Here is a 14,316-nt window from a genome sequence, read left to right on the forward strand (position 1 = left end):
TGGATGGAAAATGACTTATCCAAATTGTTTTATGATATTTGTCCTGACCATAACAGTTTTATTTTGAACTGACTATATTATAGATACAATTATAATTGAAGAAGTAGATAAGCTTGCTAATGAAACTGACTTATCCATAGTTAAAAGCTTATTTGATAATATGAACTTTTCTTATTGTGCTAGTGAAAACGACGAAGGATCATTTAATATTGATAGTTTCAGAAGATACTATATTGATAGTGCAGGAAGAAAAGTTGACTATGTCGACGAGCTATGTAATGAGTATAAAAAATTATTAGAAGAAATAAAATATTATAATCATAAAAAATTCTATGATTTACAGACATTTCACAATAATAAAAATATAGATAAGAAAATATCTAATTAATATGGTTACTGAGACTTAAATTAGTTTATAGTATCATTGAAAATACTATTTTCATACTTAGACATCGTTTGTTAATAAAAACTTTACTCTATTAGTTTATCTAATTTACATGTGCTTGGAAAGCAACCTACTCCTAACTTGAGCAATTTCTTTGATTGTCATAATGGATTTCGCTACAGCATGGCTTTTATCCTTGACAGTAGCGGGCATATAAGATGTGAGAGAATGGCGAGATTAGCTCCAGAATACCAATTTCCTAAAACATCAAACCCAAAACGTCTTCTATTCACCTAGAAGGCGTTTTTTGCTTCATAAAGTGTATAGATATATAAACCAATATTAGCCATGCAGTTTGCTTATTTATTGAGGGGATTACCTAGCCCTCATTTGCTATACTAGCCCAACTTTATCGGTTCAATACCAACTTATAACTCTCTCTCCAAAACAGCATGGTAGCCTTATGAAATTCTCAAAGTTCGGTCAAAAATTTACCCAGCCCACTGGCATCTCACAATTGATGGACGATTTGGGTGACGCGCTAAAAAGCGATCAGCCTGTCAACATGCTGGGCGGTGGTAACCCTGCCAAAATTGATGCCGTCAATGAGCTGTTTTTGGAAACTTATAAGGCGCTTGGCAATGACAATGATACAGGTGAAGCGAATAGTAGCGCGATTATCAGTATGGCGAATTACTCTAATCCGCAAGGGGATGCAGGCTTTATCGATGCGTTGGTTGGCTTCTTTAACCGTCATTACGATTGGAACCTGACCTCAGAAAACATCGCCCTGACCAATGGCTCACAAAATGCGTTTTTCTATCTGTTTAATCTATTTGGCGGTGCTTTTAAAGATGAACAGAACCAAGATGAAGAAAGCCAGTCTGTCGACAAATCCATTCTACTGCCATTGACCCCTGAGTATATTGGCTATAGTGATGTGCATGTGGAAGGGAAGCATTTCGCAGCCGTATTACCGCATATCGATGAAGTGACGCATAATGGTGAGGAAGGTTTCTTTAAATATCGTGTTGATTTTGAAGCGTTAGAGAACTTGCCAGCGTTAAAAGAAGGTCGTATCGGGGCTATCTGTTGCTCGCGCCCGACCAATCCAACGGGCAACGTGCTGACCGATGAGGAAATGGCGCATCTGGCCGAGATTGCCAAACGCTATGACATACCGCTGATTATCGATAACGCCTACGGTATGCCTTTCCCAAATATCATCTACTCTGACGCGCATCTGAATTGGGATAACAACACGATTCTTTGCTTTAGCTTGTCCAAAATTGGCCTGCCCGGTATGCGTACGGGTATCATCGTTGCTGATGCGAAAGTGATCGAAGCGGTCAGCGCGATGAATGCGGTGGTGAATCTAGCGCCGACACGATTTGGCGCAGCGATTGCCACACCATTGGTCGCAGACGATCGTATCAAGCAATTATCAGATAATGAGATTAAGCCGTTTTATCAAAAGCAGGCGACTCTCGCCGTGAAGCTGTTAAAAGAAGCATTGGGTGATTATCCACTAGTGATTCACAAGCCAGAAGGGGCGATATTCTTATGGTTGTGGTTTAAAGATTTACCGATTACTACCGGTGAGCTTTATGAGATATTAAAAGAAAAAGGCACGCTTATTGTGCCAAGCGAACACTTCTTCCCCGGTGTCGATGTGAGCGATTATAAGCACGCACATGAATGTATCCGTATGAGTATCGCCGCTGATGAGCAAACGCTGACTGATGGTATTAAAGTGATCGGTGACGTGGTTCGCGCGTTATATGACGGGCGATAGATTTATATAAATCTGGGTGGAGTCTCTATAGATCCACCTTTATTCTAATATATTGATGCTGTTTATTAATATTGCCATCCACTGCCCAAAAAGCAGCACTGTGATTAACAGCTAGATAAAGATAGCCATCTCTTGCCCAAAACATATCTTCTGGTTCGATAGCTGGCATCCAGTTTTTAAAACCTGCACTCATGATAGGTGTGATTTTTTTGCCGTCAATTTTATATAACTGCAAGTCGGTAGTTTGTTCATACGGATTGGTATAGGCTGAGATGATATATTTTTTATCGGGTGAAATATAAGGATACTCTATAAACGTCTGCGTCGTCTCACCTGTATCCTTATCAATCATCTTATAGTCACCGCTTTCCCAGTAACCTCCACTGACTAGATACTGATTTAACGGGGCAATCTGACCTACGTACTCAAAAATCTGATACCCATCATTATCTACGTCCTTATCAGTGAACGTTACTACCTTGCCAGCGGTTGCAATTGATAGCACACCATTTTTCTTCTTAATACTTTTATCTTTTGATAAAAAATTAACAGCAAGTGGACGTTTTTTCTCAAACAAAGCCTTATCAATCAGCTCAATTTTTAGGTAATCGTTAAGTACTTTATCTTCTTCCAAATGCTCATAGTCTTTATCAACTGATAAATACGATATGATGTTTAAGTCCTCGGGAGTCAAAGCTATCTTATCAATAGCGCCTGTTTGCGCTTTTTTGACATAGACTTTTTCCCATTTGACAACGTCTGTCTTTGTAACGCCGTCATTATCTTCTCTATAAATTCTATCTCGAACCCCATACCAGTCTTTTTGCTCTTCGATAACCTCTAACTTCTCACCAAAGGTATAGTCTTTTAGTTTTCTAGCGGCACCACTTGGTAATTGGCGTGCGACCGCGCCATTGTTATTCGTTACGAAAACTTGCTTCAATACGGGCGTGTTGTCATAGTCGAGCTCGATACCGTCACGATTATACTGAGCCAGCAGCGCTTCAGAAATAGGCTTACTCAAATCAATACTGGCATTTTGACCTGCCATTGCTGAGTGATAGCTGTTTATAATAAATAAGCCAGTCATTAAAAAAAGACTATATGAGACGCGTTTAGGTATGGTCATAGTATTCGTAACTTTGTATTAGAAATTGAGTAATCACACTTTGAACGCTAACTGGTTGTTATGAGTAAAAGCCTAAGATCGTTTTTTTAATAACTTAGCTGTTGGTTCGGCTGCAGTGGGACGAAAAATGGTTGTCCATTTATTCAACGCAAAAAGCACATAAGATAGCAGGCAGGTATTAATCAAATCGCGGATACTCGCAACCAGCTGTTCACGACTTAAACCAGCTAAGCCTAGCGCTTCAATCGTCTCTCGATTATCCAAATACTCTCCCAATAACGCAACGCCAGTCACGATGATTAAGGCGATAAACGATCGAATACCTTGGCGTTTGATGATAGGGCGTAACACCATCAGGCAAAGCAGATAAATGCCGATGCCAACATAGATATGCAGCGCATCTTTGGCAAGGCCAGTTGTTTCAACAACATTCATTTTAAAAGCGGTAAAGTCCACTAGAGTATTCCAAGTATAAGCGAGTAGAAAAAACTGAGAGTATAACTATATTCGAGCTACTATAAAACAAACACCGTGCTACTGGGATAAGTTTTGCGCCGCCTCTGTCTGCGAAGGCACAGCAACCAAGGAAAATTTATCCCAGTAGCGCGTGATAGTATTTGACCTGATTTTATTTAGGACAGAATATAGACAATGATAGCTAGAAAGTTATTGCTGAGAATAAAAAAGGTAGATTATACAATTGATAACCTACCCTACTACTAAATCAAATGGTCATTTCACTATTATCGCCTATTTATACATTCCACTCGACGAAATTCTTTAACAGTTGCAAGCCATCAGTATGGCTTTTTTCTGGATGGAACTGGGTCGCAAATAAATTGTCTTGGATAATACTGGCACAAAACGGCTGTCCATAGTCACAAATGGCAGCCACTTGCGAGCTGTCGCTAGGCTCACAGTAATAGCTGTGAACGAAGTAAAAATGCGAATTGTCCTCGATACCTTGCCATAATGGATGGTCAAAATCCATGCCACTGACGGTATTCCAGCCCATGTGTGGTACTTTGATCGTCGCGCCTTGCTCGTCCGTCCATGTGGGATCGAACGCTTTTACTTGGCCTTTTAAGATACCCAAGCAGTCTGTGCCGCCATTTTCAGTAGATTGCTCAAACAATGCTTGCATACCGACGCAGATAGCCATGACAGGCTTGTTAAATATCGCCTGACGTATCACCTCGTCAATGCCTGCCTCGTGCATGCCAGCGATACAGTCACGCATGGCACCGACACCCGGAAAGACAATCTTATCCGCCGCCGCGACGACTTTTGGGTCATTGGTGATAGAGACTTCCGCCCCTACCGCTGATAGCGCCTTGCTGGCTGAGTGCAAGTTACCCATGCCATAATCTAATAGTGCAATTTTGGTCATTAATTAGTTCTCATTTTGAATCGCTTTAAATAGCACACAATCAAATCTTATTGATAACGTGTAGATAAGGCTCTGCTACAAGGAAGCCAAGTGCAGGCTGTACAACTGGTTAGTACGCCAAGTTTGACTAACACCGTAGCAGAGCCTTAAATTCATTTTAAAACGCCTCTTTGGTCGATGGCAAGGTGTTCAATGCGCGCTCATCGTACTCACAGGCCATACGTAGCGCACGAGCAAAGGCTTTAAAAGTTGACTCAATTTGGTGATGACTGTTTTTGCCTTTAAGATTGTCCAAATGCACCGTCATCCATGAGTGATTGACGAAGCCATAGAAGAACTCGCTAAACAAATCAACATCGAAGCGGCCCACATGCGAGCGCGTAAATGGAATGTCCATATGCAGACCTGGACGACCTGACAGATCAACGACGGCGCGTGTCAATGCTTCATCTAATGGCGCATAAAAATGTCCGTAACGATGGATACCTTTCTTGTCGCCAAGCGCTTTGTTAAATGCTTGCCCAAGCGTAATGCCCGTATCTTCGACGCTATGGTGGTCATCAATGAAGGTATCGCCGTTGCATTTGATATCCAAATCAAACAAACCGTGACGCTTGATTTGATCAATCATATGATCCAAAAATGGTACGCCCGTATCCACCGTGCCTTGACCCGTACCATCAAGGTTTACGGTACAAGTGATTTGCGTTTCAGCCGTATTGCGTTCGACAGTCGCGATACGCTCAGGGCGACCATATAAGTTTGCATTTGGTGAAGGGTTTTGCTCAGAGGCATTGGCTGTCATGGCGACTCTCTATCAATAAAAAGCGGTCAATAAAATAGGGCAGAAAAGCACCCAATACATTTTGCTAGCGTCTAAATCAGTTAATAATAAATTAGCTCTAAAAAATTTCTCAAAGAAAGCTGTGTTTACACAAGACACTAAAGCATCGGGTTTTTAGCATCGGTGACACTGTCTGTACTCATCATAACAAACCCTAACATTTACTGCCACGACCAAGCCATAAACCACGCACAAATTTTTGCCATTCTGCTAAAATATTACGTTCAATATTATTAATCGTTACCAGCATTATTAATCGTTACCATCGACAACTTTACAGCACCGCGCTATATTATCTTATATAGTCGATACTGAATAAAATGGATACACGACACTATCCTGCGTGACTGGGACAAATTTTTTTGCTTACTGTGATTATCTAGACAGAGGCGACAAAAAATTTATCCCAGCCCCGTTGTCTCTTTTTTATATTGACCTGACGCTAGAAACCGTCTGTTTATAGGAACTGCTATGCCTTTAGAAGCGATCGCCATCAATAGCTTGGATACACCCCTGATTAAAAAGCCTGCCCGCGATAATGAGCTGTCCGAGCGCTTGCATGCCTTATATGATAGCGATGATGAGCAGCCTAGCGGTTTCGAGGTATTAAGTCTCGTTGAGCAAGGCTTTAAACGAGGGCAATGCCTCTATGTCGGTATGTTCAATGACAAACCGATCGCCGCGGTTGCTTGCTTTGATGACGGACAAACCAATGCCAAACGTTTGCAATACCTCACTGTCCATACAGAAAACCGCAAACGCGCCATTGATGCCAAGTTTATTAAATTGGTCTATGACGCCGAAGTAAGAAAAGGCGTACGTGAGTTTGTGCCTGTTGATGCCAATATTCATCGCATCATGAGAGAATACGAGCTGCTGCGGGTGAAAGATTAAAAAGCTATTAAACCCTTTGATTTCATCACTATCAGATTATTTATGGTTTTTTATCATATATAATGCAAAAACAACTTGACAGCAGGTCGTATATTTAGTTTAATAGCGTCCTCAACGAAGACGGCTCGATAGCTCAGTCGGTAGAGCAACGGATTGAAAATCCGTGTGTCGGCAGTTCGAACCTGCCTCGAGCCACCATTTGTTTATAGCATTCTAAAAGCCCCGAACAGCAATGTTTGGGGCTTTTTTTATGTCTGAAATCTTTTATACCTAAAAAACCTTATGTCTGAAAGCATTGTCATAACAGGCGTTTCGTTAAGACAAACGCCCTCTCAATAATAGCTGACAACGTTCACGCGAGTCCAGATCATAAATCGTTGCGCGATAATCCGTACCGTGACGCCCCTCAAAAAACACCACGCGATCGCCCACTGCTAAAAAGCAAGAAGTACGGGCATCATAGATAAAACCATCGATGACAAATGCCAAATCACGATCTATTTCTCGCACTGTATAAGTCTCACCTTGTGGTATCAGGTTTTCAAACCACGCGCTATGAGCCATGGAGGTGGTCAATATTCCCATCATTAGCAATGCGGTTATAGTGACCGTATTTTTTAACGACACTATAAAGCTCAAGCAAGGGATAAGCCTTTTATTCACGATAATTGAACTCCCGACAAGTAGTGGTACTGGCGCGTTCTGAGCATTTTATAATAAATCGTCTGCAAATAACGTCGATTCATTATGAAACGGACACAGAGCCACTGGTATGAATTTCGCATAGCCTCTGTCTGCGCAGGCACAGCAAGCAAGTAACGTTTATCCCAATAGCTCGTGATAATATTTGTATACCTTTTATCTAGGACACGCCCTAGGACTGGCTATAGCGTATAAATATCACATCTTCACAGCTGAACAACATTTTTAGACTATTTTTTAAACTACTGGACTCAGTATACTAAATAATAATACCTTTTACAGATAACGCTATGAGAGAGTTTGATTACGATTTAGACTATCAACATTTAGATTTGCGGGCGCAGCCTGAATTATATCGTGTCGGTCGCGGTGAGCAAGGCGTATTATTGGTAGAGCCTTATAAGTCTGAAATATTGCCGCATTGGCGCTTTGCGACCCCTGACATTGCCACAGAAAGCAGCGAGACGATTTATCAAATGTTTTTAGATTATCTGACGGCTGATGACTTCGTCGGTGCGGATATGGCGCGTAAGTTTATTCAGATGGGCTATACACGTGCCCGACGCTATGCCAATCATAAAGGTGGCAAGAAGTACAAAGGAGCCGTCCCTGATGATAAAAAAGGCCAAAGCGGTGCACATGGGCGCGAAGAGCTGCCAAGACAAGAGGAAGACGTGATTAAGGCAGAATCTGCGCGTATTTTTAAACAAAAATGGGATTTGTGCCGCGAAAACCAGCAGTATCTAACGATGAAAAAAGCGCATCGCGACCGTTATAAAGATATCGAGTAGACTTTAAATTCACTAATGCATAATATCTCTCAACTTGAAAAGCAAAAAAAATGACAATAGCCGCCTACAAAATAAGCCGATTAAACGACTTGTCACGTAAGGTAATGAGAACCAACCCCAGTATTCCAAACCATTTATCACATGGACAACCAATAATGACAAACAATAATAAACAACTTTTAATTTTTGATTTTGATGGTACTTTGATCGATAGCGTGCCAGATTTGGCGGATGCGACTAACTCGATGCTGACCACGCTTGGCAAAGAACCCTACCCTATCGCTAGCATACGGAATTGGGTAGGCAATGGCTCAAGGATGCTGGTCGAGCGCGCATTGGTCGGTAAGGTGGACGTGTTAGAAGGTGAATTGACGGTCGAGGAAGCCGATCACGCTGAGCAGGTGTTTTTTGATGCTTATAAGAATCTTAGCGGTAGCAAAACCGTCGCCTATCCAGATGTCGATAGTGGATTGAGACAGCTACAAGCGGCAGGGTTTAAACTGGCACTCGTAACCAATAAACCTATTCGCTTTGTGCCAAAAATATTACAATCATTTGGCTGGCAAGATTTATTCACTGAAGTGCTGGGCGGCGATAGTTTGCCTGTCAAAAAACCAGACCCCGCCCCACTATTGCATGTCTGTGATGCCCTCGGGATCAGCGCAGATAAGGCGGTGATGATTGGCGATTCAAAGAACGACATATTGGCAGGACAAAATGCCAATATGGATACACTGGGGTTATCTTACGGCTATAACTACGGGCAAGATATTCGTGAGCTAAATCCTACTAAAGTGTTTGATGACTTTGCCGCATTGGTTGATTATATTTTAAAAGGATAAATGATAAATAATTCAACACAAAGCCAGTTATTTACTGCGATAACTGAGCGCTTCGGACACATGGACGCTAGTGATATCAACGCTAGCCGCAAGGTCAGCAATGGTCCGTGCGACTCGCAATACTCGATGATAGCCGCGTGCTGATAAGTTCAAGCGTTGCTGAGCGAGCTGTAATAATTGCTGCTCGCCTTCTCCTAGCTGAATATATTGATCAATCTCGCTAGGACTAAGCTCGTTATTTACTTTCTGTTGCCGTTTTAATTGATATTTGTGGGCAGCAGCGACCCGAATCCGCACTTGCTCAGAGGTTTCTCCAGCTTGAGCATTTTGTAGATCGGCAATCGGCAACGCAGGGACGGTAATATGCAAATCAATGCGATCTAACAGCGGCCCTGATAATTTGTCTTGATAGCGCTTAATCTGCTCGGGACGACAGCGACATCTTGCTGAACCGTCACCATCATAGCCACACGGGCAAGGATTCATCGCCGCGACCAGTTGAAAGTTGGCTGGAAAGGTCATCTGTGAATTGGCACGGCTAATCGTAATTTGCTTGGCTTCTAATGGTTGGCGCAGCACCTCTAACACCGTACGATCAAACTCTGGCAACTCGTCAAGAAACAAAACGCCTTTATTGGCCAGCGTAATCTCACCAGGTTTGGGACGTGAGCCACTGTCAATTCCAACAATAAGTGTCATAATAAGGCCTTATTTTTTTGCCTGTAGCATATTATTACCTACAATAAATGTCAGATATTACCAGTAATAGGTGTCAACTTCTTACAAATTACCAGAAATAGGTGTCATAATGTTCAAACATCAAACCCGTAAAATAAAACCGACAAGACGGAGTGTTTCAGGTGTCATTTCTTATAAGAAAAAGCCCCTTGCTTACGAATCGACTTTAGAAAGAGATTTTATTATTTATCATGCTTTTCGAGAGGATGTTAAGAACATAACCCCTCAGCCTGTAAAAATACCTTTTACTAAAAATGGTAGAACCTACCACTACACACCTGACTACTACGTGGAGCTAGACGCCAAATCAGGTAAGTCGTTTATTGCAGAGGTTAAGCCAAAAAGTGAGTGGCAACTAAACTGGCGGGACTGGTCTGATAAGTGGAAAGCAGCTAGGCAATACTGCAAAGAAAAAGGTATTAGGTTCATCATATTTGATGAGGATAGGATTCGGCATGAAGCGCTTGATAATATCAACTTTTTAAGGGCTTATGAGACCGTAAGTGTTAGTAAGCAAGAGGTTAAGGTAATACTTGCTGATATCAAGCAACGTGGTATTACTACTGTTGACTATATCTTGGCAAGATACTTTAAGTCGGCACTTTATCGACCTGATGGACATGCACTAGTTTGGCACTTAATGGCAAGTAAGCAAATAGGGTTTGATGTTTGGGGTGACATTAAAGACCCGCAAATGGAGGTCTGGCATGTTGAATAACGAAGTAGTAACCAAACCAATAGGGTTAAGAATGAGCACTCATTTCGATACTAGCAGCCCATATAGCCGCAATCATATTCAAATGGTACTTGGCGGGATTTATCGTAATAAAAGCGACAATGATGAGTACCAGCTTATTGAGTATCTTGATGATCTAAATCAAGCGGTATTTAAAAACTTGAAAAGCCTGAGTAATCAGGTTTTATCTATCCATGACTTTGATAATGTGACCGATGGTGCAAATAGCTCGTTTGTCATTGACCTTAATGACATTGGTGATGATGAATGGCAAGAAGCCCAAAAGAAGCACCTAGCTATCACCCCACTCATTTTGGAAAACGATTGGTTTGGTGAGGATCACTATCGAGGTGAGCAAGGCTATATAAGAAGAGCTGAGGAAGTAGGTGTTTCTACTCGTACTCTTAGACGATGGGTTGATGCTTATCAATCAACAGGATCAATTGGCTCTTTAATTGACCAAAAAAGGGGTTGGCGAAAAGGAGCCAAACGTTTAGATGACGATATGGAAAATATCATCAGCGATGTCATCAATAACTTCTACCTTACGGTTCAAAGACCTAATGTACAAGCTGCTATTAGAGAAATCTTTAGGCGTTGTCACTTAGAAGGGATTGAGAAGCCTAGTAAGAACACCATCCGTAACCGTATCAGTGAGATTAAAGAGAAAGACTTGTTGCGCGGGCGTGGTCAAAGAAAACGTGCAAAACAAAAATTCACCCCTAAAGCGGGTCAATTCCCTGATGCCAACTACCCTCTTAGTGTTATTCAGATCGACCATACACCAGTAGATTTAATACTGGTTGATGACAAGCACAGAAAGCCTATTGGTAGGCCATTCATTACAGTGGCTATTGATGTTTACAGTCGCATGGTCACAGGCTACTACATCTCACTAGATGCACCGTCTGTTACCTCAGTTAGCATGTGCATCTCACGAAGCATCTTGCCAAAAGATGAGTTGTTGCTTGAGTTTGGATTATCCGATATTAAATGGAATGTCTTTGGGGTGCCAAAAAAAATCCATGTTGATAATGGCTCTGACTTTAGGGCCCAAAGTCTGCAAAAATCTTGCGCTTTTCATGGTATCAATCTTGAGTTTAGACCAGTAGCAAGACCTGAGTATGGTGGTCATATTGAACGATTGATTGGCACTATGATGAAACGTGTCCATGAATTACCCGGTACCACCTTCTCTAATATTAGAGAGAAGGACGAATATAACTCTGAAAAGCATGCCAGTTTAACCTTGCATGAGTTTGAAAGATGGTTCCTTACCTATGTCACGATGGATTATCACGAAAGTATACACTCAAGTATTGATCGCAGTCCTAAAGAGCAATGGCGCATAGGGATATTTGGTGATGGCTTTGAGAGCGGTGTTGGGTTGCCGTCCATTCCATCAGACCCTCATACACTAGTACTGGATTTCATGCCTAGTATTGAGCGCACTATTCAAAGAAATGGCGCAACAATAGATGGCTTGCAGTATTACGATGCTTGTTTAAACAACTTCATTAATCATACTGATGATAATGGCAATAAGACTAAGTTTATCTTTAGACAAGATCCAAGGGACATTACTAGAGTATGGTTTTATGACCCTGAGTTACTGCAATACTTTCCTGTGCCACTAGCAAATCAAGTTCTGCCACCAATTAGCCTGTGGGAGTACAGGAGTATTTATAGGCAAGTTAAACAGGAGTCAGGAACCGTTAACGAGGCGCTGATATATCAAGCATTACAAGATATGCAAATCCTAGTTGAAGAGTCTAAAAGTGCAACTAAAAAGATGCGTAGAAGTGAGCAGCGTAAAAAAGCCCATACTAAATCGCAGGTAATGTATGACAAGTTGAAATTAGATGAAGATAAGGAAGTAGATATATTAGATACCTTGCCAGAATCAACTAGGATATTAAACAAAAAGGCGGTAGAGGTAAGCCTTGAGAGTGATGATGACAATGAGAATGGCGATGACCTATACTTTGAGGATATTGACTGATGAGCGACCCTTTATACACCCACATTCATGAGAAATTTAGGCATATCGCTCATCTACCTGATAAAGAGAGGATTGAATTTATCCATTCTCCGCGTTGGGTGGGTTACGACACTGCTAATCAAGTTATTGATGTTATGCAAGGACTGATGAACCATGTAAAGCAACATCGTATGCCAAACCTATTGCTTATTGGAGATTCCAACAATGGTAAAACCACAATCATAAATCGTTTTTATGACAAGTTCGGAGAGAATTATACGGTTGATGAAGAATTAGTTATCCCTATAATCAAGATACAAGCGCCCCCAACTGCCAGTGAAAAGGATCTGTATATCTCTATCATTGAGGCGTTTCAATTGCCATACAGACCCACCGATGCGACTAATAAATTAAGATACCAAGTCGTCAATGCCTTTAGGCACACCAACGGCAAAATGCTCATTATCGATGAAGTTCATTCAATGCTCACGGGTACTGCAAGACAGCAACGAGCCATTATGAATGTCATCAAATTCCTATGCAATGAATTGCTCATGCCTATCGTGCTTTGTGGCACTAAAGACGCTATTCGTATTCTACACACAGACCCGCAACACGCTAGTCGCTTTGATGTGGCTGAACTGTCTCTATGGCGCAATGATAAAGAGTTTAAACGTCTGGTTGGCAGTTTTGAGAAGATTTTACCACTCAAAAAGCCATCCAAGCTTATTGAAACTGAAAAAGTTAATCTAATTTATAGCATTAGTACAGGCAACCTTGGCGATGTGAAGCGCTTGATTAATGATTGCGCTATTAGCGCCATTGAATCAGGTGAAGAAGAAATCACTGTTGAGAACATTAAGGGCAAATCATGTTTAAAACCAACCAAGGGACTTCGCAAAATTATTGGGTAAAACCACTAGCTTTTGCTACACCTTTTATAAGTGGTGAAAGCTTAACGTCTTGGCTAGTGCGTGCCGCGCTTAAGCATGGCTGTAGCCCTTTGACCTTTACCTACTACTATTGGCCCAAGTACCGTATATGGACTTATGATGCTGACAAAGGCTTTAATCACTTCGATGGACAAATCACCTCGGATATCGCGATATTAACTGGTCATAACGTCGATACTTTTGATGATCAGATATTGATCGATTTCTCAGAGGATACGTCTATTAAGTCGGATAGTAAGACACCCTTGCAATGGACAACTCCTTTGTCAAAACGCAATCGATACTCAAGGCTGGGTTATCCCTACTGCCCTGACTGTATGAGTGACGATAAAGAGGCTTATCTTAAACTGCAATGGCGCTTTACGTGGTCTGTCTGCTGCACGAAGCACAAGACATTCTTACAGGTAGACTGCGCTCACTGTAATCAGCCCTACCAGCCCCAGATGTTAAGCCCAGAGCAGCGGTATATCAATCGCTGTCATTCTTGTTTGGGCAAGATGGACAAGGCAATTTTGGACACATCGCCTAGCAAGGCGCTTAATGAGTTCCAACAGCTTGCTGATCAGGCTTTTTTGAGTAGGCAAGGCATGGTTTTAGGGCAAGTGGTCAGTATGGCTCAGTGGTTTGAGTACCTGCTATTTTTAATTAATTTAGTCAGGCGAGGTCTGCAAAACCCTAACTATATGTTTGGCAAGCTCTTAACCACATTAGAGCTTGATACGAGTGATTTATCGCTACCTAAAACAGCACTCAGGTTTGATTATTTACCGATAGAGGAACGCACTGCATTACTTGAATGCGCCTATCACCTATTGCAAATTGACGGTGATGATTGGATCAAAGCTTGTACAGTTCTTAATATCACCCAAAACAGCTTCCAGTGGTCAAAATACACGGTTATCCCTAAAGCCTTTGCTCAAGTTTATGATCAACTACCCCACGTACCAGCGCGTCGCTACACTGCACAGTCAGAAGATATGCAGCCAACCTCACCAAAAGCGGTAATGGCGGCTTGGAACAGGCTTAAGCGCAAGATGCAGATGAGGGAGAATTATGATAAGCATAAAGAAGACTAAGCATCGATGCGACTCTTGTGCTAATAAAAACGTCAAAATTAAAAGACGCTATAAAGGCGA

The 14,316-nt window shown here is 41.7% G+C and carries 13 protein-coding genes, 1 tRNA gene and 1 pseudogene; 9 read left to right on the forward strand and 6 right to left on the reverse strand.

All coding sequences use genetic code 11. The features are described from left to right. Nucleotides 1–848 precede the first annotated feature (848 nt). Complete coding sequence (locus JMX48_RS10570; protein ID WP_201537542.1) at nucleotides 849–2,180, forward strand: valine--pyruvate transaminase; 1,332 nt, start codon at nucleotides 849–851, stop codon at nucleotides 2,178–2,180. Between the two features lie 25 nt (nucleotides 2,181–2,205). Here JMX48_RS10570 and JMX48_RS10575 read toward each other — a convergent pair whose 3' ends face one another. The 4 genes from JMX48_RS10575 to hisB all read right to left on the reverse strand — a co-directional run bounded on the left by JMX48_RS10575 (nucleotide 2,206) and on the right by hisB (nucleotide 5,504). Continuing rightward, nucleotides 2,206–3,270, reverse strand: coding sequence for a hypothetical protein (locus JMX48_RS10575; RefSeq protein ID WP_201537544.1), 1,065 nt, complete (start codon nucleotides 3,268–3,270; stop codon nucleotides 2,206–2,208). A gap of 111 nt (nucleotides 3,271–3,381) precedes the next feature. Then, the gene (locus tag JMX48_RS10580; protein ID WP_227687988.1) at nucleotides 3,382–3,744 is read right to left on the reverse strand and encodes a hypothetical protein; all 363 of its coding nucleotides are present in this window, start codon (nucleotides 3,742–3,744) and stop codon (nucleotides 3,382–3,384) included. 319 nt (nucleotides 3,745–4,063) lie between these two features. Then, a complete protein-coding gene (gene hisH / locus JMX48_RS10585) occupies nucleotides 4,064–4,699 on the reverse strand; it encodes an imidazole glycerol phosphate synthase subunit HisH (RefSeq protein WP_201537548.1) in 636 nt (211 codons plus the stop codon). Nucleotides 4,700–4,856: 157 nt separating this feature from the next. Continuing rightward, nucleotides 4,857–5,504, reverse strand: coding sequence for an imidazoleglycerol-phosphate dehydratase HisB (hisB, locus tag JMX48_RS10590; RefSeq protein ID WP_201537550.1), 648 nt, complete (start codon nucleotides 5,502–5,504; stop codon nucleotides 4,857–4,859). Between the two features lie 510 nt (nucleotides 5,505–6,014). Here hisB and JMX48_RS10595 point away from each other — a divergent pair. Both JMX48_RS10595 and JMX48_RS10600 read left to right on the forward strand, forming a co-directional pair. Next, nucleotides 6,015–6,437 carry a hypothetical protein gene (locus tag JMX48_RS10595; protein ID WP_201537552.1) on the forward strand — a complete coding sequence of 141 codons (423 nt, stop codon included), beginning with the start codon at nucleotides 6,015–6,017 and terminating at the stop codon, nucleotides 6,435–6,437. Between the two features lie 122 nt (nucleotides 6,438–6,559). Then, nucleotides 6,560–6,635 (forward strand) — tRNA-Phe (locus JMX48_RS10600). A 117-nt stretch (nucleotides 6,636–6,752) separates the two neighbouring features. Here JMX48_RS10600 and JMX48_RS10605 read toward each other — a convergent pair. Beyond that, on the reverse strand, nucleotides 6,753–7,064 hold the full coding sequence (locus tag JMX48_RS10605; RefSeq protein WP_201537554.1) for a hypothetical protein: 312 nt from the start codon (nucleotides 7,062–7,064) through the stop codon (nucleotides 6,753–6,755). Nucleotides 7,065–7,429: 365 nt separating this feature from the next. Here JMX48_RS10605 and JMX48_RS10610 point away from each other — a divergent pair, with 365 nt between their 5' ends. Further along, nucleotides 7,430–7,930, forward strand: coding sequence for a DUF4385 domain-containing protein (locus JMX48_RS10610; protein WP_201537556.1), 501 nt, complete (start codon nucleotides 7,430–7,432; stop codon nucleotides 7,928–7,930). 155 nt (nucleotides 7,931–8,085) lie between these two features. Continuing rightward, a complete protein-coding gene (locus tag JMX48_RS10615) occupies nucleotides 8,086–8,772 on the forward strand; it encodes a phosphoglycolate phosphatase (RefSeq protein WP_201537558.1) in 687 nt (228 codons plus the stop codon). 27 nt (nucleotides 8,773–8,799) lie between these two features. Here the strand turns inward: JMX48_RS10615 and JMX48_RS10620 are convergent. After that, a pseudogene (locus JMX48_RS10620) lies at nucleotides 8,800–9,453 on the reverse strand (ATP-binding protein); the annotation flags it as partial. A gap of 127 nt (nucleotides 9,454–9,580) precedes the next feature. Here JMX48_RS10620 and JMX48_RS10625 point away from each other — a divergent pair. The 4 genes from JMX48_RS10625 to JMX48_RS10640 are packed head-to-tail and all read left to right on the forward strand — an operon-like array spanning nucleotide 9,581 to nucleotide 14,256. Then, nucleotides 9,581–10,228, forward strand: coding sequence for a TnsA endonuclease N-terminal domain-containing protein (locus JMX48_RS10625; RefSeq protein WP_201537560.1), 648 nt, complete (start codon nucleotides 9,581–9,583; stop codon nucleotides 10,226–10,228). Then, on the forward strand, nucleotides 10,218–12,248 hold the full coding sequence (locus JMX48_RS10630) for a Mu transposase C-terminal domain-containing protein (RefSeq protein WP_201537562.1): 2,031 nt from the start codon (nucleotides 10,218–10,220) through the stop codon (nucleotides 12,246–12,248). The genes JMX48_RS10625 and JMX48_RS10630 overlap by 11 nt, the downstream gene beginning before the upstream one ends. Further along, nucleotides 12,248–13,141, forward strand: a complete 894-nt coding sequence (locus JMX48_RS10635; protein ID WP_201537564.1) for a TniB family NTP-binding protein — start codon at nucleotides 12,248–12,250, stop codon at nucleotides 13,139–13,141. Before JMX48_RS10630 ends, JMX48_RS10635 begins: the two co-directional genes overlap by 1 nt. Beyond that, nucleotides 13,099–14,256 (forward strand): TniQ family protein, encoded by a 1,158-nt coding sequence (locus tag JMX48_RS10640; RefSeq protein WP_201537566.1) that lies wholly within the window; start codon nucleotides 13,099–13,101, stop codon nucleotides 14,254–14,256. Before JMX48_RS10635 ends, JMX48_RS10640 begins: the two co-directional genes overlap by 43 nt. The last annotated feature ends 60 nt before the right edge of the window (nucleotides 14,257–14,316 follow it).

The sequence above is a fragment of the Psychrobacter immobilis genome, from assembly GCF_904846225.1.
GTDB classification, from domain to species: Bacteria; Pseudomonadota; Gammaproteobacteria; order Pseudomonadales; family Moraxellaceae; genus Psychrobacter; species Psychrobacter immobilis_F.